This window comes from Bacillus sp. FSL W8-0519 (genome assembly GCF_038005585.1).
Lineage (GTDB): Bacteria > Bacillota > Bacilli > Bacillales > Bacillaceae_G > Bacillus_A > Bacillus_A paranthracis.
The window spans coordinates 737,418-756,040 of the sequence record NZ_JBBOTL010000001.1 but is presented as its reverse complement, the minus strand read 5'-3'; the positions used below and the strand labels follow the sequence as shown (position 1 = coordinate 756,040).

Below are 18,623 nucleotides of genomic sequence, written 5' to 3'. Positions count from 1 at the left end.
ATACTCTTAGTCTATTCATTTTCAATACTATTTTTCCAAAAAAGAAAGGTGTTTTCCGAAATCGGAAAACACCTTTCTTTTATTTCTTCTTATTTAATACAACACCAATACAAGCACCTATAATAGCTGGAACAATCCATCCAACACCTTCCATATAAAACGGAATGTATTTCAATACTGATGTCCACTGATTCATCATCACATTTTTATTGAAAATATCAACTGCACTAAACACCGCTACAATTCCAACAGTTACTGTATATACGTATGCATACTTCTCAATATACTTATGGAATAGCCCTAAAATAATAAGCGTTAATGCAACTGGATAAATAAATCCAAGAATCGGTACTGATACTTTTAAAATTTGTGTTAATCCTAAATTAGCTAAAATCATACTAACCAAACTTAATATAAATGCCCAAACTTTATAAGCTACTTTCGGAAATGCACTTGCGAAAAATTGACTACAAGATGTAACAAGTCCGATTGACACACATAAACACGCGATCGTAAAAATAAGACCTAATAAAACGACCCCGCCTTGCCCAAATAATGTAGTCATCACTTGCGCTAACACTTGCGCGCCATTATCAAATGTCCCCAATGAACCACTCATTGAACCGACATATCCAAGTATGACATAAATAATAGATAATAATAGTCCTGCACCAATTCCAGCAATACTCATATATTTCGCTAAACCTTTATCATCTTCAATACCTTTTGCACGAAGAGCATTTGCAATCACAATCCCAAAAATTAAAGCTGCTAATGCATCCATCGTTAAATATCCATCTAAAAACCCTTGGAACATAGGCGCTTGTCCATAATTTCCAGCAGCCTCTTTCACACTACCTACTGATGTAAACATGCTTTTTATAAAGATAAGAGCAATCATACCTAATAATAACGGTGTTAAAACTTTTCCGAACAATCCCATTAATTTAGACGGTGATAAACTTAACCAGTACACAATACTAAAGAAAATAACTGTGTAACATAATAAGACTACGCTACCCGCTTCCGGAAATAGCTGACCCGGTCCCATTTCAAAAGCTAGACTTCCTGCACGCGGAATACCAAGGCCTGGTCCAATAAATACATACACGATACACGGAAAAATAATGGCGAATGAAGAATGAACTCTACCCGCTAGCGTTTGAAAACTTCCTGCTTTTGCAATCGCAATAACTCCCAATATCGGAAGACCTGTTGCTGATATAATAAACCCTACTAATGAAATCCACACATGTTCTCCTGCTTCATACCCAAGAAAAGGTGGAAATATAAGATTCCCCGCTCCAAAGAACATCGAGAATAACATAAGACTAATAAGTAAAATTTCTTTTTTCTGTAACAATTTCATTTCTTTCTCCTTCTTTAATTTCATCTTTTATGAAATCAATTTCACATATAAAAAAGTGCAATAAACCGCTTCTTTACAAAGAAAACATAGTCCATAGTCTAACATAAAAGAAACACTCATTCTATAGCTATATCCCTTTTCCAATTTCTTCTGAAAAATCAACCTTTATTGACTTATAATAGTTAATAAAGTAAAATATTAAATGTACAAAATTATTAACTTTGTTTTTGTTTGTGTCAGGAGGAAAATAACATGGAATCAGCGATACAACTAGAAAGAGAACAACAAAGAAAAAAGAAACATCCTCCAGGTTTATACTTACTCTTCTTTACAGAAATGTGGGAAAGATTTAGTTACTATGGATTACGAGGATTATTAACATTATATTTAACGACAGCTTTAGTAAGCGGTGGTCTTGGGTTTAGTCCTGGATGGGCACTCTCTATTTACGGATTTTACACTGGAGCCTGTTATTTCACACCGATGATTGGTGGATACTTAACAGACCGTTTTCTAGGTAGACGAAAAGCGATCACAATTGGTGGTATAACAATGGCAATCGGTAACCTTACACTATTTGCCTTACAAAACCAAGTCGGCCTATACCTCGGATTAGCGCTTATTATTATCGGTAATGGATTCTTCAAACCGAACATCTCTACACTGGTTGGGGAATTATACGAAGAGAACGATCCAAAACGTGATAGTGCATTTACCATTTTCTATATGGGTATTAATGTCGGATCATTTTTAGCTCCACTCGTTTGCGGATTTTTATCAGAAAATTTATTCAAAACAACGGTTGATGGCGTTGTACATTACGGATTCCGTTACGGATTCTTAGCCGCTTCAATCGGAATGATCATTGGACAAATTTTATTTACAACACTATCCAATCGCTTCCTTGGTGATATCGGTAAAAAACCAACTCGCGATTTACAAACAACAGATGGACAACCATCAGTAGGAGATACACCTTTAACAAAAAAAGAAAAACAACGTACTGCAGTTATCGTCATTTTAACATGCTTCGTTGTCTTCTTCTGGGCTGGCTTTGAACAAGCTGGTAGTTCATTAACATTATATACAAACAAATTTGTAGACCGCTCTGTGTTCGGATGGGAAGTTCCAACATCTTGGTTCCAATCGGTCAATCCATTATTTATTATTTTACTTGCTCCAGTTATTTCGGCATTATGGGCAAAACTTGCAACTCGCAAGCGCGGGGATTTAAAAATCCCAACTAAAATGGGACTTGGTATGATCTTGCTCGGTATCGGTTATATCATTCTCGTTATTGCTACATTAAAAACAGGTAGTGATGAACATAACATTATAGAAAAAGCAAACTTACTATTTATCGTCTTTACGTATCTTTTCCATACGTTAGGTGAGCTATTCTTATCACCTGTTGGACTATCAATGGTTAGTGCGCTTGCCCCAGTAAAACTTGCTTCTTTATTAATGGGAGTATGGTTAGCAAGCTCAGGAATCGCTAACATTTTAGGTGGACAACTTGCAAGCTTCACAACTTCACTTGGATATGCTGAAGTATTTACAGTAATTGGCGCTGTAGCAATTGTATTAGGCTGCGTTTTATTACTAATTTCTAAGAAGTTAGTGAAATGGATGGATTAAAAAAGATGAGGGGAAATCCCTCATCTTTTTTATGCATTCTTACCTTTTTCTATCGCTTGTTCGTACAGATTTTTATGTTCTTTATATTCACTTGGCACAAAATTCTTATAGAAGAATGCAAGCCAACTGTCTCCTTTTTTATATCCTTCTTCTCTAATTTCTGCTGCTTTTTTATTTGATTTAAATCCTTCAATAAACCACTTCTTTAACGATTCATTTTTTTCATATTTAGCAGGAACTTTCAAATCATAGTTTTCAAATGCATACTTATAGCCAGCCTTTTCTACTGCTTTTTTTGTAGATTTATAACCCTTTTCATAAGCTGTTTCATACGCCTTCACGTACACATCTTTCTCTCTATTTCCGGGGTTCTTTCCGGCTAATTCCTTACCTGCCTTTTCCCCCAGTTCAGCTTGCTCTTTTTCAATTTTTTCTGTTCTTTCTTTATTCCCTACTTGGAAACCTTCTGCAAAATTCGGCTTAAACTCTGGAGCAATTTGACTATCTTCCATCGTCTCTTGTGCTAAACCTTGCTCTTTTCCTTTTTCAAAATTCGTTTTCTTCTGCTCTTCTAAAGACCAAGATGCAGCATAAGCAATTTTGAATGCTTCTTTATATGTATCTGATTTTCCAGCTAAATGTGATTCTGCATCATTTTTCCCTGCTTTAAAATCAATCTCTCCATTTTTTTGTCCCTCAAGCTGTCCTTTTTCCATATCAGCTTGACGTTGTGCTTCCTCTTGCTTACGTGCTTCTTCCGCTTTTCTTTGTTCTTCAGCTACACGTTGTCTCTCTGCCTCTGCTTTTCTTTGTTCCTCCGCTACACGTTGTCTCTCTTCTTCAGCTTTACGCTGCGCCTCTGCAGCACGTTGTTTTTCAGCCTCAGCATTGCGCTGTGCTTCTGCTTGTCTTTCAGCTTCTACAGCACCATTATTATTTTGACTAGGAGCTGGACTTGTTGCACCACTACTAGAAGCTGGCTTATTGTGATAATGATATTCCCCGTACTGCAATCCCCATTTTTCACAATTTGTACGACACGTATGTCCCCCATTAGCATCTGTACGTCCTGGATGCGCATAGGCTGAAATTGGAGCTACCAATAACGCTACACTTGTTGTTAAAAGAAGTTTCTTCACCTGTTGTTTCACTCTTGTTCCTCCCAAAATCTTGAATTCTAACTTTATTATACATAAATAGAAAAATACTTAAATACCAACTAAAATATTCTATTATTTCTCAACATTAGTAAAAAAGAAGGTCAACTCTTTAGAGAGTTGACCTTCTTTTTTATTTCTTCGCCTTCGTTCCTACTAAATCACCAGCAACAACATAACGTTTAGAATTATCTTTTACAGATACACATGTAATAAGTGTTATCTCATCTTTCCCATGATCTTCAACAACCTCCCATTTATCAGGAGTTACTTCAGATACACCAGTAACCGCATATTCATATTCGTTTTCATTATCATACAAATAAATTTTATCGCCTTTTTTTAGAGACGCTATATCACTAAATAAAACACCTTTTTTAGACATGTTATGTCCTGCTAATGCATAATTCCCTTTTCCCATTACTTGATTTTCTTTTACTGTTGCTGCACCTGATAATAGGTTTTTCTCAGTAGAAGACTTTAAAACAGGAAGTTCTAATGAAACACTCGGAATCGAAATACGACCAATTACTTGTTTCTTATCTAAAGATGCGTTCGCTACTTCTGCCAAGTCTGGTTGATTAATTTTCGAAGCATCTACAAATTCTGTCTCATGTTTTTCATAATCCATTTTTTGAACAGCCTGTACATTTTCAGTCTGTTTCTTTTCAGCTTGATATCCATCATAAAATGGTTTGCCGATTAATACACCACCTACAACAAATAGGAGGATTGCTACTATACTATAAATTCTTTGCTTATTCATATACAATTCCTTTCCGTTACAAAATCTTACTCTATTTAAAATGATAAGATAATATTGCTATATGTACAAGTGTAAGCTGAAAAGAAACCTTCTTGCTGATGCAAGAAGGTTTCTTTTTAAGCGATTTTATTTCGATATAAAGATACGTGGAAAATTGTCATTTGAATAAAGAAAATACTAAATGCAATATATATTGGATATGCAGGAACATATAGATTAGCAATTGGAGAAAGCGTTAAAAAACCAACCGCACAAGGCAACACGTACCATAGTGACATAAATGTAGTACGACAAGCCTTTTCTGTAATCGCCTTTTCCCGCTCGTCTTCTTGAGGAAATAACAGTGGAAACATCCAATATGATAGCTCTTTATATTTTTTCTTTTGAATTTTATAAAGAACAGTCGATACAATACCAAATATTAAAAGCAATCCTATTGGCATTAAACTCACCGAAACTTCAAATGGTACCCTCTTCGTTTGAATAAAATTAGCAACTTCGATAGTAAAATAATACAACTCAATAAATGCCCAACCTGCTAATACCATTAAAAGTACATTCAACATATAGGAAAATACAAGTCTATTCATCCTCTTCCCCCTCCTTATTTAAAACAAACACATCTTCCATCTTGAGCTCGAACACATCGCAAATCGTAAGCGCTAATAACAATGACGGAACATAATCCCCTTTTTCAATTGCCGCGATTGTTTGTCTCGTCACTCCAACCTTTTCTGCTAATACACTTTGCGAAAAATTAAACCGAGCTCTTAATTCCTTCACTCTATTTAAAATGGTCAAATTTACCACCTCTCACCATCATTGTATGCTACCCTTAACAAAATGTAAACTCAACTTAACATTGTTTTTATAAAAAAATCCAACTCTACGTATTGTAAAGTTGGATTACGTGTTAGTTTAAAATTGTAACTTTAACTGTTCTTCTGCCCCAACTACTTGATGAACCTTTATCTGGCATTAAAACATCAATTCTATGCCCCTTAATAGCTCCACCAGTATCGGCTGCAATTGCGACTCCATAACCTTCAACATTTACAGTTTTACCTAATGGAATAACATTTGGATCTACAGCAATTAATTTCATTCCTGGGTTTGCAGTTAGATTATAACCTTTACCACCTGGTCCCCATGCAGAGAATACTTGTTGACCTGGTGCATAACCATTTTCCCCTGGATCAGCTGTATAAGCTGTAGCTTCTACATAAATTTCTTTCCCACCAGCAGTTGGCTTAGGAGATGGTTTAGGTTGTGGAGGTTCTACCTTCGAATTATTATTAGTAACTGGTTCAGCTGGTTTACTAGCTTTTGCTTGCTTTTGCTTTTCAGCAATTTCCGCTTGCGCTTTCGCTAAAGCTTCTTGCTCAGCCTTTGCAGCTGCCTCCGCTTTTGCACGCTCTTCTGCTGCAATTCTTGCTGCTTCTTGCTCACGAGCAATCGTTTCTTGTACTGCCTTCATGTTTGATTCGATTTTAGCCTTTTCTTCTGCAGCTAAATTAAGTTGGCTTGCAACCTGATTATATTTAGCTTGAACTGTTTGTAAGTTAGCTTGACGCTTTTTCAAGTTATCTTGCAAATCAGCTTGTGCTTTTGCTAATTTTTGTTTGTCTACTACTAAAGATGCTTCTTTTTCGTCAATTGTTTTCTTGTCTGCTTCAATTTGACGAAGATCTTGTTCCTGTAGACGTAAAATTTCTTTATCAGCTTCTAAAATAGTAGAAACTGCGTTCATACGTTGTAAGAAATCTGCAAAGTTTTTTGACTCTACTACAACTTCTACTACTAAACTTGTATTTGAACTGTTTTGAACAGAAACCATACGTTTTCTCATAATATCTTTACGAGCAAGGACTTTATCCTCTAAAACGACAATTTCTTCCTTTTTTTGTTCAATCTGCTTATGTGTTTCATCAATTTTACGTTGAATAGCAGCTTGATCCTCTTTATTTTTTGCAATTGTATTATTTAAATTATGTAGTTCGTTTTCGATACCTTGAATTTCTTTACTAACAGCTTGCTTCTCTTGCTCTTTCTTTTGCATTTCTGCATCGTTTTGCTGCAATTGCTGTTGCATGTTGTTAAGTTTCTCGTCGTTTGACTCTGCTTTAACAGCGACTGTACTAGAAAGACTTATAATTCCTGCTAATACTAGACTACTGATTCGCTTAAAATAGTTCATAATCCGACTCCCTTCTTATACAGTTATACATGATTTATTTTACAGTTTGTTTACAATACCATTAAATACAGTTTATTTTTCATGACAAAAAAAAGGGAATTATGCATAAAATGTAATAGATTCTTAAATATTTAACAATTCCTATATTTAAAAATTATAAAAGATGCTAAAATCCAAATATAGAGAAAATATAACTTCTAAAGGCGGTTGAAATAAATATATGTTTACTCAAAAGAAATCACTCCAACATAAAATTGATCAATTAGAAAGTCGTATACAAGAACTAGAAGCAGAATTAAAACAAAAGGATATCGAACAACAAGAGACTATTTCTTCTATCCACGATCGTGTACAAAGCGTTGTTCAAGAGCATCAACTTGTAAATAACCAGCACAATACACTTCAAAATTTAGTTCAACAATTAAGCTCATGTTTCGAAAATGTTTCAACACGCACTACACATTCCAATGAATTAAATAATGAAATGTTACAAAAAGAACAAAGCTTAATTCAATCTATTGAAGAAATCATTGACTGCTCTAATGAAGGAAAAGAATCTGTTCACCGTTTACTTATTGTAATTAACAAATTAGGCGAACAATCTCAACGTACGTCTAATAGTATGAATCATTTAAGTGAACGCTCAAAAGAAATCGAGCAAATTGTAGAAGTCATTCAAAACATTGCAGCACAAACAAATTTACTTGCTTTAAATGCAAGCATTGAAGCTGCACGTGCTGGTGAACACGGTAAAGGATTCGCTGTCGTTGCCAATGAAGTAAGAAAATTAGCTGAAAGTACAGCTGAAAGTACAAAAAACATTGGCAACTTAACGAAAAAAATTCAAGAAGAAATTGAAAAAGCATACGATAATACAAAAGATAATTTGCATTTAGTCGATGAAGGTGTAGAAATGAGTGCCGATACAAACGCTAGAATTGAAAATATTTTAATTATGATTCAAACGTTACAAAACGGTGCTACTAATGTTATTAAAGCTATTGAAAACCAAAAGTCTTGTAATGATGATATATTACGAGAATTCGCTACTACACAACAAATGTTCCAAAAGTTAAATACTACTATTATGAATCACATTCATGATGCTGAGAAAGTCGATGTTCAATTAACGAAAAGTCTTGAAGAAACAGCAGTTTCTCGTTAACAATAAAAATCCCTTATACTGCTATAAGGGATTTTTATTATATTTCGAATATTTATTTCTTCTCAATATTCATCCGTATCTTTGTTATAATGGACAAGTTGTTTCTTTCGACTATTAAACAAGGAGGTTATTATGGAACAATTTTACTACATTTTAAAATATTTAATTCTTGGTCTGTTCCAAGGACTAACAGAACCGATTCCGATTTCTTCAAGCGGTCACCTCGTTTTAGCACAGCATTTGCTAGGACTAAAAATCGAAGGGTTTAGCTTTGAACTACTTGTTAATTCAGCTTCATTATTAGCTGTATTACTTATTTATAGAAATGATTTAATTCGTCTAACGAAGAATGGTCTATCTTATATATTTACAAGAGCAGAAGATGCAAAATCAGATTTCTTCTTTATTATTTACCTTGTTATTGCGACCATTCCAGCAGGTGTTATTGGTGTTTTATTTAAAGATTACATCGATCAATACTTAAAAGGTGTGAAAATGGTTGGGATTTCCCTTCTTATTACCGCTGTCGGTCTTTGGATTATTAGAAACTTGCGTGGACGTAAAAATGATGGCGACCTTTCTATGAAAGATGCAATCATTGTTGGCCTAGCACAAGCTTGCGCACTAATTCCTGGGATAAGCCGATCAGGTGCAACAATCGTAGCAGCGATGTTACTTGGTATGAAGCAGGAAACGGCTCTTCGTTTCTCATTCTTACTATATATACCTGTTAGCTTAGGTGGTTTATTATTAAGTATTACAGACATTGCAAAAGATCCAAATCTAGATACACTATTCGTACCATATATCGTTGCATTTATCGCAACATTTATCATGACGTATATTTCATTAAAATGGTTTATGAACATTATGGCAAAAGGAAATTTAAAATATTTCTCTTTCTATTGCATTATCGTAGGTGTACTTACTCTTATTTTCTTATAAGGTGAAACTTACAAATCAAAAAGCGAGTCATTCTATTACACTAGAACGACTCGTTTTTTTATGCATATACTTTCTTTTCTTGACAATACAAACGAATAACATGTTTATTTTGTTGAAATACATCATGCGTTAGGCGGATAATAATAAAATTTCGTTTTATTTGATCATCATGAACAAAAATCTGTTCTCCCTCTTGAAAACGCCACGCACTTTCAAAAGTTGTAATATGATTCCCACTTACAGAAAAAAGCTCATATCGCATATCTTGTTCCCTCTTTCAACTTATAATAATCATAATATCCTTATATTAAATTTAGTATAACTTAATTCTATTAAAATTTATAATTTTTTCTATTTCAAAATATTTTAATTTTGTTTTAAGGTTCTTTTAACGTTATAATGGTAAACGAATTTTCATTGAAAGGAGCTTCATTTTGACTGCATATTTATTCCCTGTAAAAACAGCATTTATTTTATTTCCTTTTTTAGCAATGTTTCTATTAATCCCTTTTTTAATATTTAATTATCGAAAGTATGGTTATTTAAATAAATGGCGTTCATTTATTTTATACTCATTATTGCTTTACTTATTAAATGCCTATTTTCTTGTGATTTTGCCGTTGCCACAAACATATGATACTTGTAGCCTACAACCGGCTAATACGCAGCACATGCAACTATCACCATTTTATTTCATACAAGAAATTAGTAATCGTACTTCGGCAATTTTAACGAAACCAGCTACTTATTTCTACCTATTAAAAGAATCTGCGTTTTTACAAGTAGCATTTAACGTTCTATTAACCGTTCCATTCGGTATTTACTTACGGTATTATTTCCGACGTAGTTTCTTACAAACAATTTGTATTTCTTTTTGTCTTTCACTCTTTTTCGAGCTAACACAAGTGACTGGACTATACGGTATATACAATTGTGCGTACCGCTTATTTGATATAGATGATCTGTTTTTAAATACATTAGGCGGCGTAATCGGCTTTATCATTGCACCAATTTTTACGTACTTCCTTCCGAAAGCAAGCGAATTAGATAGTCATATTGATTTGGAAACGAAACCAGTCGGATTCGTTCGTCGCTTTATCGCGATGCAAATTGATTGGATTTTCTTATCCATCGTTGTACCTGTCATTAAAAACAAAGGAAATTCTTTCTTTGTTTCTAATATTCAATCTTACACGAACATATACGAACTCATTTTCATAACGTGTTCGATCTTTATTTACTTTATTATCATTCCATACTTTACGAATGGAAAGACAATCGGTAAAGCATTGCTTCGTATTTACGTGAAAGGACAATCAGATCGTATTACGTTGAAGGAACTATTCATCCGTTATGGTATATTCTATTTCGTTTTAGGTGGAATCAATTATATTCTTTCTAGTAGCTCTATCTTAAATCTTAAAGAACCTTTAGTATTAATAGTTATATTATTATTCCAACTCGTAATTAACGGTCTATTTATTATTCATGTTTTATTACATGTATTTAGTCGTGATAAGTTACTATTTTACGAGCGAATTAGTCAAACAAGAAATGCGATCGTACTAAAAAAAGCTGACAAGTAATACTTTGTCAGCTTTTTTTCATAATCGTAAATAACTTTTCTGTGTAAGGATTTGAAAACATTTCTGCTTCATCTAATAATTTCCTCACCTTTAGAAACGAATGCAATTCTGGATATATATTTTGTAATTTTTCGTACGTTAACGTATGCATTTTTCCCCAATGCGGGCGTCCTTCATACTTTAGAAAAATTTTCTCCACCTCACCAAAATAAGCAGCATACTTCATACCTTTATACATATGAACAGCTATATACGCAGAATCTCTTCCATACGCTGGACTGAGCCATATATCATCCCTTTTCACATAACGGCATTCAATTGGGAAGTGCACTTTATACTTTTTCTTTTCAATAAGGTTTGAAATTTCTTCTACAACGGCCTGCATATACTTTGAAGGAACACTATACTCCATTTCATAAAATGGAACCGCACGCGATGTAGCAAATACTTCATAACTCGGACCAATTATTTTTGTATTCGGTACAGCTTTAGCCGATAATCGACTTACTCCTTTACTTATAGAAGGAAACCATTTGCATCCTTTAGATAACAAAGAAAACATCTTATTTTCTAGTAACTCTACCTTTAGTTTATGCCATTTCAAATCACTTTTTTTACCCGTTGTTTCGTTTGTAACTTTCACTTGCACTTCATCTGAATAAGGAAAAACAAAGAATTCAAAGTGGCGATTCTTCTTATATTCTTCTAATTTGTTCATTACAGTAGATAATGCTTGTTTTTCACTTTCATACACAAGTGAATACGCCCTGATAACTTTCAATTTTATCCTTACAATGATACCTAGCATCCCAAGTGACAACTGAAAGGCCCTCCAATATTCTACATTCTCCGTTTCCGAACAAACTATAGTCTCACCTGTAGATAAAACTGCCGTAATCTCTATAACTTGTGTTGATAAACTTCCAAAGGTAATACCCGTTCCATGCGTCCCCGTACTAATTGCTCCTGCGATAGATTGCGAATCAATATCCCCTAAATTTTCTTGCGCATAACCTTTTTCCTCAAGTAACTTCCCTAGCTCATGTAACTTTGTTCCTGCCCATACTTCGGCAACCATTTCTTCCGTATCAATATTCACAATTCCCTTCAATTCATCTAAAGAAACTAAAATTTCTTCCGTTTGCACAAGAGGTGTAAACGAGTGTCCTGAACCGACAACACGAATTTTCTTCCCTTTCTTTCGCGCAAGCTCTATAACTTCTACTACATCTTGTATACTTTCTGGATACATCGTATAATGCGGTGTTCCTTCTACATTCCCTGTCCAATTTCTCCATTTTTGTCCCTTTATAGAAAGCATTGGCCATCCCCCCGATATGTTGAATACTCCCCAACAATCTCTCCTTCTTTCACACGATATAAAAACGGAAACCGCTCACATAATTCGCCAGCTTTACTATGACGAAATAAGATAGAATCTCCTATCTCTACTCGTTCCTCACCGTTATAAAAAATCGGTGTTTGCACTTCACCAGCGCCTTCTAAAGCTAATAGTTTTGCACCATTCGGCCTCCAAATCTCAGGTTCTTTATCTTTCCCAATTGCGCCTGAGGCAATATATCCACCACCTAGACAAGTGTAAATTGTTGGGGCTGGTTTACGCACAACTGGTAAAGCAAACCCGACAGCTGGATGAAATTGCACCTCTTTATAATAATCAAACAGCTTCGGGGCATAAAAAGCCGAACCTATTGTAATCTCTGAAACTGAATGATCTTGCTCAGTTGTTTTTATACTTCCTGTGCCTCCCCCATTTACGAACCTTAGTTCAATACCTAGATTTTGTATTTCTTTTACGATATGTCCTCTTCTTTCTTTAACTTCTAACACTGATTTCTTCTTTAAATGTGAAATCACTTTACTTTTCACTCGTTGATTCGGTATGCGATCTCCTACCCCAGCAATTTGGGCTTCATATCCCATTACACCATCTAGTATTAAAAATAATGATTCTTTCAACCTTTTTACTATTTTCAAAGTACCTTGCACATCTTTTACCGGTGATCTTTTGACCCCAAAATGAAACTTAAAAAAACGACTACTCATATCAATATCTAAGCAAACACGAAAACATCCTTTAGATTTCTCAGCAATTTTTTCTAAATAAACAATATGCTCTTCACAATCCACCATACAAGTTATAATGAGCCCTTGCTTTGTTAGCAAACTTATTTCATGTAACGCCCTATCATCATAAGCAGGATATCCGAGCAATAAATCATTGAATCCTTGTTCAATTAAAAATAAAGCTTCCCTAGGTGAAAAACACATAATACCTTGAAATCGTTCATTTGCAGCTAAAATCTTTTGCATAACCGGAACAGAACGTAACGATTTACTCGCTATACGAATCTTCTTATTTCCACTTAATTCTATAATCGATTGAATATTTCTATCTAAAGCCACTTCATCCAAAAATGCACACGGTAATGGGACTTCTTTAAAAATTCCTCGATCCACATATTTCTCTCCTCTTCTCTATATGTCTTATACATATTGGAAAGAAAGTTGGAATCTCCTCTACAAAATAAAAAAGTTTCTTCCTATTTAAGAAGAAACTTTTTTAGGACTACTTCATAGAAATAGTTGCTGCTACTGGATAATGATCAGAATAATCATCATACGTATATTTTTTGAGCCATGATGTAACAGTCCACTGTGGAGATTTCGGTTGTAACACTTTATTCTCTACAAATGACGGGTTCGCATGGTCTTTACTGGCAATAATATAATCTAAATACTCGGCAGGGCTATCAGGGAAATTATATTTTGCAATACTGTTTGTCGTCGCATCCCAAGTTGCTGTATGTCCTGTATAAGATGGAATAGAAGCGTGCAATGTTTTGAACATTGATGCGTATTCTGAGTCACTATTGTTCTCAGCATTTATTTTATTCACATTCATATCACCACCAAATAGGACGTACTCGTCATTTGGTATATTTTTATTTTTAATAAAATCTTGAATTTCTTTTAACTGGTTTGTACGTACAGATGCAGGTGAAGTTTTTCCGCACATACTATCTTCAGCCTGCAAATGCGTCCCAATTACATGAACGAAACGATCATTTTTCTTAATTTTCGTGTATACAAATCCTTTATTCGATAAATTATCTGGTCCACATCCATTTGCAAATACATATTGAACCTTTTCAACGATCGGCCATTTGCTAACGATTGCAACGCCTCCATCTTCAGGAGTTGCAGATGAATAGCTACCTAACGTTTTATCCCATTCATTTCCGTTGCTACGACCTAATACAGCTGTTTGATTTGGGTATTCTTTCTTCAAATTTCCTAAAAGGCGATCTGAAGCACTATTATCAAACACTTCATTTAATATAACAACGTCTTGATTCTTAATATAATCTGCCGCCCCAATTAAATCAGCACGCTCACTTTGTCCCCAATTCGGATATAAGTTAGTTGATAGCATGTACACGTTATGCGTCATCACTTTCAAAGTATTGTTTTGATCTGTAGACGTATCTGCTTGAGCTGAGGATCCTCCGTATAAAACTCCTAAACCAATCCCAAAGCTAAGTACACCTTTTAGCAATTTACCTTTCACGTTCCATACCTCCATGTGTATAGTATTGAACTACTCACCACTTAACGTCCTTACGGACTGTTTGAAGTGGGAGATTCCTAAGTACAGAAGCCTAATGGCTTCTAATTCATTAGGCTATCCCCGTAGTTCCTACGGTTAGAAGCCTTAAAGCTTCATTTTTAAGATTGATACTTGCGTTAATATCTCTGTCGTGATGACAATTGCACTCAGGACAATCCCATTCACGAAGATTTAGATTCTTAACGTCTTTATTTTGATACCCACAACAAGAACATAATTGGCTTGAAGCAAATGTTTTGGATACCAGAATGACTTGTTTTCCATACCATTTTGCCTTGTATTCTAGCAACGTTCTAAATTGTGACCAAGATACTTCACTAATCGCTTTTGCTAACTTATGATTTTTTAACATATTCGATACTTGCAAATCTTCTATACCGATAACATCGTGGTTTTTGATGATTTCAGTTGAGATTTTGTCCAAGTAATCTTTTCTAGCATTAGCTATGTATTCATGAATTCTAGCTACCCTTACTCGTTGTTTATTCCAGCGAGAAGATCCTTTCATTCTTCTAGAAAGAACGCGCTGTGCTTTTGCCAACTTCTCTTCCAATGAGCGAAAAAATTTAGGGTTTTTATAGGTTGTTCCATCTGACAAAATGGCGAAATCTTTTAATCCTACATCCATTCCAATATAAGAATGTGTTTTCGGAAGTTCTTGCACTTCTGTTTCAACTAACAATGACACAAAGTATCTGCCAGAAGGGTTCCGTCTAACCGTAGCATTTAAAATACGTCCCTTTACTTCACGACTTTTGGCAAATCGAACAAGACCTAGTTTCGGCAATTTCATTTTGTTTCCGACAACAGCAATGTTTTCATTTGTTTGTTTTGTGGTATAAGATTGTACGTTGTTCTTTTTAGATTTGAAACGCGGGGCACTGTTTTGTTTTTTAAAAAAGCGTGTATAAGCATCCACAAGGTTGCGAACAGACGATTGAATAGCAATACTATCCACTTCTTTTAGCCAAACAAACTCTTTCTTCATGGCAGGAAGTTTGGCAGAGCATGTACCATATGTCAAACCTTTTCCTGTTTCTTTGTATGCATTATCCCATAGAGATAGGAAGTGATTGAATACAAAACGAGAACAACCAATCGTTTTATTGATCAGGATCGCTTGTGCTTTATTTGGATAGATACGAAATTTATACGCTTTATTGATCATCCTTCACTTCACCTCCATTTCGATATATTTCCATTATATACCAAACGCACATTCGATAGTTAGTTAAGTGATTATGACAAATTATCCGGTAACACTTTACATATGTCGAACAATTAAGATGACTTCCTGCCATCTCTTGTTCGAAGCCAATTCATCTCCCACCTACTCGCTGGGCTACGCCCTTCACGCTCCTTGAGGAAGGAGTCTTCTTGGCTAAATTGATAAAAAGGTCAAATACTCTATTGTGAGATTTGACCTTTTTTAAATACTTAACGATCTCCGTACGTATCAAACCAAAGCTGAATGTATCCAGCAGTAACACGTTGTGCATCCATTAATCGCTTACCTGTCATTGGCGTAACTTCAGCGCGCCATTTATCTGCATATTCTTGTGACACAGCTGCTTTTACGAACCAATCTTTCGTATTATCATTTACAATTCCAGAGTAATCTTGTTTCGCCACTACTGCCGCTCCATGGATCCAATCTTCTGGATTTGTACCTTTCCAATTCCAATATCCATTTCCATCCGTTACTTTATAATTATCTTTTATCGTATCTACAAAGTTTTCATATTTAGAATGGAATCCTTGTGGATACGAAAGATTTGTAAAGTTTGCCGCATGCATCGGTTGGTTTACATCTCCTAAATAATGAAGAGATAATCCTAAATAGAAGAATGCTTGTTTCATATCTTTATTTTTGTATGATTCACCAGCTAATTTAAAATATTTAGCTCCAGTTTCTTTTGCCTGCTTTGCAAATGGAATATATGTTTTTCCATTGTCTGGATCATAGAAATGTGAAGCAAATGTGCTATTATCATAATAAGGATTTTCGTAGTCAGCAGCATAAATACCGTTCTCTAACTCCGTACGCCATTCATTTAATTGTGCAACTCGATCTTGTTTTACAAGTGTTGTATTGCGAGACATAATATCAATCGCACGGTTTACAATCCATAAATGAGAATTTACACCTTCTTTATGTTTATCTTCAGCAGACCAGCGGTGAACTATTTTTATTTTACTTCCCCCATCGTTTTCATGAGCAAATGCAACGCTTTGTAAAGGAGCTACTACTGTAATAGCTGCTGCTAAAGCAAGTATTTTCTTTTTCATCTGAAATCCTCCATTTTATAATCGAATTATTGTAAACTTTTTGTTAGGATCCTATGATGTCGTCCGGTTAACCTATGACTAGAATATCCCACCTTTCATGAAATTTCTATTACTAAATCAAAATATGCAAATGTTCATATCATTATAACTTTATACACAGTGAATATAATGAATGAATACACTTTCATTTTAATAAACTATTATTAAGGCTTATCTAAACTAATGTAAAAAAAGAGTAAAGCACCCACATGCTTTACTCTTTTTTTCTATTCGATAATATACTCGGCAGTTGTACATTAACTGCCAACTTATGAATAAATCCAAATACTAATCCAATCCCAATAAATATGTATAAGATTGTAAATATCTTCCCAAAATCAGTTTGCGGGCTAAAATTCGCATCACCGACAGTCGTCAGCGTCACAACGCTAAAATACAAAGCGTCAAGAGGACGTAATTCTTCAACTGTACTATAAAAAATCGTACCAGATGTTAATGTTAAAAATGTTAATACGAATAATACTTGAAATTCTTTATCTTTCCACGCTCGTAAACAAGCTTTTAGCATTCGTTTCAATGTCAACATAAATGAAAGCATGAGACTTCCCCTTCCAAACAAAATACCTGTAGTTACAGGAAAGTCTATCACCTTTCTGTACAGAAAAAAAGTAGCCCTCTTCTATTTCTAGAAAAGAGCTACTTTTTACTATTCTATATTATTTAGGTGAAACAAGAATTTTCACTTGTGTTTTATCTTTTACAAGTGCTTCAAATCCTTCTTCAACAACTTGATCTACTGTGATTTTTTTCGTAATTAATTTCTCTGCTTGAATTTGACCAGAGCTAATTAATTTAATAACAGCTGGGAAGATATGACGGTATCCTAAAATACCAACCACTTCTTTTTCTTTTAGTACAAGATTGTTTGGAGTAATTGTTGCGTCTTTTTCCCATACACTAACAATTACAGTTTGTCCTTCGAAACTTGTACTTTCAATTGCTTGACGAAGTACAACTTCAACACCTGTTACTTCAAAGCTCACATTTACACCTAAACCATTTGTTAAGTTACGAATTTCTGCTAATACATCTTGAGTAGCTGGATTTAATACGTAATCCGCACCTGCTAATTTTGCTAACTCTTGACGTTCTTTAGAAAGCTCGACTGCAATAACAGGAGTTGCTCCTGCTGCTTTAGCTGCTTGGATAACAAGAAGTCCAATTGGACCACAACCAAATACTGCTACAGCTTCCCCTTCTTTTAATTTACTTTGACGTACTGCATGAACTGCTACAGCTGCTGGTTCTACAAGTGCACCTTGTTCATACGTCATTTCATCTGGAATATGGTGAACCATATCTTCTGGTACTACTGTATATTCAGAGAAACCGCCGCCTTCTCCGCCAAGACCGTGGAAAACAAGTTGTTCACAAACATTGTAATGTCCATGTTTACAAGCTTCACATTTACCACAAGAATAAATTGGTTCTACAACGACGCGGTCTCCCACTTTATGAGATGTAACGCCTTCACCGATTTCAACTACCTCACCGCTAAACTCATGACCTAAAATAACCGGTGCTTTTACATGTGTTAATGGATGCTCTTCTGTGGGAATAAAAATAGGTCCTGCTAAATATTCATGCAGGTCTGTCCCGCAGATACCACACCATTTCACTTTAATCTTAACTGCTCCTGGTTTTACAGTTGGTTCTGGTACTTCTTCTACTCTTACATCACGTTGATTATGCCAAAGTAATGCTTTCATTTTATACATCCCTCTCTATGTATATACTTAACCTGGTGAAGTTTACAAATCTATTATAATACTTCTATCCATATATTTCAAAAAAACAAT

The 18,623-nt window shown here is 34.7% G+C and carries 17 protein-coding genes and 1 pseudogene; 4 read left to right on the top strand and 14 right to left on the bottom strand.

Features of this window, described 5'->3' with window-relative positions; translation table 11 throughout:
* Positions 1-79: 79 nt before the first annotated feature.
* Complete coding sequence (brnQ1, locus tag NST14_RS03890) at positions 80-1,369, bottom strand: branched-chain amino acid transport system II carrier protein BrnQ1 (RefSeq protein ID WP_000771680.1); 1,290 nt, start codon at positions 1,367-1,369, stop codon at positions 80-82.
* Positions 1,370-1,621: 252 nt separating this feature from the next.
* On the opposite strand from brnQ1, the gene NST14_RS03885 reads away from it, so the two are divergent.
* Positions 1,622-3,007 carry a peptide MFS transporter gene (locus tag NST14_RS03885; protein ID WP_229143104.1) on the top strand — a complete coding sequence of 462 codons (1,386 nt, stop codon included), beginning with the start codon at positions 1,622-1,624 and terminating at the stop codon, positions 3,005-3,007.
* Positions 3,008-3,036: 29 nt separating this feature from the next.
* On the opposite strand, the gene NST14_RS03880 is transcribed toward NST14_RS03885, so the two are convergent.
* From NST14_RS03880 to NST14_RS03860, 5 genes are all read right to left on the bottom strand, one after another.
* Positions 3,037-4,158 (bottom strand): YHYH domain-containing protein, encoded by a 1,122-nt coding sequence (locus tag NST14_RS03880; protein WP_000813414.1) that lies wholly within the window; start codon positions 4,156-4,158, stop codon positions 3,037-3,039.
* A 139-nt stretch (positions 4,159-4,297) separates the two neighbouring features.
* Positions 4,298-4,930, bottom strand: a complete 633-nt coding sequence (locus NST14_RS03875; protein WP_001041721.1) for a class A sortase — start codon at positions 4,928-4,930, stop codon at positions 4,298-4,300.
* 116 nt (positions 4,931-5,046) lie between these two features.
* Complete coding sequence (locus NST14_RS03870) at positions 5,047-5,520, bottom strand: hypothetical protein (protein ID WP_001081111.1); 474 nt, start codon at positions 5,518-5,520, stop codon at positions 5,047-5,049.
* Positions 5,513-5,731 (bottom strand): helix-turn-helix transcriptional regulator, encoded by a 219-nt coding sequence (locus tag NST14_RS03865; RefSeq protein ID WP_000154009.1) that lies wholly within the window; start codon positions 5,729-5,731, stop codon positions 5,513-5,515. Before NST14_RS03865 ends, NST14_RS03870 begins: the two co-directional genes overlap by 8 nt.
* 112 nt (positions 5,732-5,843) lie before the next feature.
* Positions 5,844-7,127 (bottom strand): 3D domain-containing protein, encoded by a 1,284-nt coding sequence (locus tag NST14_RS03860; protein WP_229143105.1) that lies wholly within the window; start codon positions 7,125-7,127, stop codon positions 5,844-5,846.
* Positions 7,128-7,758: 631 nt separating this feature from the next.
* On the opposite strand from NST14_RS03860, the pseudogene NST14_RS31010 reads away from it, so the two are divergent.
* Positions 7,759-8,292, top strand: a pseudogene (locus NST14_RS31010) (methyl-accepting chemotaxis protein); the annotation flags it as partial.
* A 132-nt stretch (positions 8,293-8,424) separates the two neighbouring features.
* On the top strand, positions 8,425-9,237 hold the full coding sequence (locus NST14_RS03850) for an undecaprenyl-diphosphate phosphatase (protein ID WP_000434782.1): 813 nt from the start codon (positions 8,425-8,427) through the stop codon (positions 9,235-9,237).
* 58 nt (positions 9,238-9,295) lie between these two features.
* Here the strand turns inward: NST14_RS03850 and NST14_RS03845 are convergent, their stop codons facing one another.
* Positions 9,296-9,499, bottom strand: coding sequence for a hypothetical protein (locus tag NST14_RS03845; RefSeq protein WP_001268337.1), 204 nt, complete (start codon positions 9,497-9,499; stop codon positions 9,296-9,298).
* 172 nt (positions 9,500-9,671) lie between these two features.
* Here NST14_RS03845 and NST14_RS03840 point away from each other — a divergent pair, with 172 nt between their 5' ends.
* Positions 9,672-10,823 carry a VanZ family protein gene (locus tag NST14_RS03840; RefSeq protein ID WP_000128043.1) on the top strand — a complete coding sequence of 384 codons (1,152 nt, stop codon included), beginning with the start codon at positions 9,672-9,674 and terminating at the stop codon, positions 10,821-10,823.
* 7 nt (positions 10,824-10,830) lie between these two features.
* On the opposite strand, the gene NST14_RS03835 is transcribed toward NST14_RS03840, so the two are convergent.
* From NST14_RS03835 to bdhA, 7 genes are all read right to left on the bottom strand, one after another.
* The gene (locus NST14_RS03835; RefSeq protein ID WP_000948917.1) at positions 10,831-12,144 is read right to left on the bottom strand and encodes a D-arabinono-1,4-lactone oxidase; all 1,314 of its coding nucleotides are present in this window, start codon (positions 12,142-12,144) and stop codon (positions 10,831-10,833) included.
* The gene (locus NST14_RS03830) at positions 12,132-13,304 is read right to left on the bottom strand and encodes an amino acid deaminase/aldolase (protein ID WP_341118295.1); all 1,173 of its coding nucleotides are present in this window, start codon (positions 13,302-13,304) and stop codon (positions 12,132-12,134) included. Before NST14_RS03830 ends, NST14_RS03835 begins: the two co-directional genes overlap by 13 nt.
* Before the next feature lie 109 nt (positions 13,305-13,413).
* Entirely contained in the window at positions 13,414-14,430 is a 1,017-nt protein-coding gene (gene sph / locus NST14_RS03825) for a sphingomyelinase C (RefSeq protein ID WP_001996694.1), read from the bottom strand.
* 94 nt (positions 14,431-14,524) lie between these two features.
* Positions 14,525-15,643 (bottom strand): IS200/IS605 family element RNA-guided endonuclease TnpB, encoded by a 1,119-nt coding sequence (gene tnpB, locus NST14_RS03820; RefSeq protein ID WP_000608414.1) that lies wholly within the window; start codon positions 15,641-15,643, stop codon positions 14,525-14,527.
* Positions 15,644-15,912: 269 nt separating this feature from the next.
* The gene (cerA, locus tag NST14_RS03815; protein WP_000726982.1) at positions 15,913-16,764 is read right to left on the bottom strand and encodes a phospholipase CerA; all 852 of its coding nucleotides are present in this window, start codon (positions 16,762-16,764) and stop codon (positions 15,913-15,915) included.
* Between the two features lie 253 nt (positions 16,765-17,017).
* The gene (locus NST14_RS03810) at positions 17,018-17,362 is read right to left on the bottom strand and encodes a potassium channel family protein (protein WP_000948232.1); all 345 of its coding nucleotides are present in this window, start codon (positions 17,360-17,362) and stop codon (positions 17,018-17,020) included.
* Between the two features lie 118 nt (positions 17,363-17,480).
* Positions 17,481-18,533 carry a (R,R)-butanediol dehydrogenase gene (gene bdhA, locus NST14_RS03805; RefSeq protein ID WP_000645822.1) on the bottom strand — a complete coding sequence of 351 codons (1,053 nt, stop codon included), beginning with the start codon at positions 18,531-18,533 and terminating at the stop codon, positions 17,481-17,483.
* Positions 18,534-18,623 lie beyond the last annotated feature (90 nt).

Coding starts and splice junctions, on each gene's coding strand:
- NST14_RS03885 (WP_229143104.1), top strand. CDS start 1,622: ATGGAATCAGCGATACAACTAGAAAGAGAACAACAAAGAAAAAAGAAA.
- NST14_RS03850 (WP_000434782.1), top strand. CDS start 8,425: ATGGAACAATTTTACTACATTTTAAAATATTTAATTCTTGGTCTGTTC.
- NST14_RS03810 (WP_000948232.1), bottom strand. CDS start 17,362: ATGCTTTCATTTATGTTGACATTGAAACGAATGCTAAAAGCTTGTTTA.
- NST14_RS03845 (WP_001268337.1), bottom strand. CDS start 9,499: ATGCGATATGAGCTTTTTTCTGTAAGTGGGAATCATATTACAACTTTT.
- cerA (WP_000726982.1), bottom strand. CDS start 16,764: ATGAAAAAGAAAATACTTGCTTTAGCAGCAGCTATTACAGTAGTAGCT.
- NST14_RS03860 (WP_229143105.1), bottom strand. CDS start 7,127: ATGAACTATTTTAAGCGAATCAGTAGTCTAGTATTAGCAGGAATTATA.
- bdhA (WP_000645822.1), bottom strand. CDS start 18,533: ATGAAAGCATTACTTTGGCATAATCAACGTGATGTAAGAGTAGAAGAA.
- NST14_RS03835 (WP_000948917.1), bottom strand. CDS start 12,144: ATGCTTTCTATAAAGGGACAAAAATGGAGAAATTGGACAGGGAATGTA.
- brnQ1 (WP_000771680.1), bottom strand. CDS start 1,369: ATGAAATTGTTACAGAAAAAAGAAATTTTACTTATTAGTCTTATGTTA.
- sph (WP_001996694.1), bottom strand. CDS start 14,430: ATGGAGGTATGGAACGTGAAAGGTAAATTGCTAAAAGGTGTACTTAGC.
- NST14_RS03875 (WP_001041721.1), bottom strand. CDS start 4,930: ATGAATAAGCAAAGAATTTATAGTATAGTAGCAATCCTCCTATTTGTT.
- NST14_RS03870 (WP_001081111.1), bottom strand. CDS start 5,520: ATGAATAGACTTGTATTTTCCTATATGTTGAATGTACTTTTAATGGTA.
- tnpB (WP_000608414.1), bottom strand. CDS start 15,643: ATGATCAATAAAGCGTATAAATTTCGTATCTATCCAAATAAAGCACAA.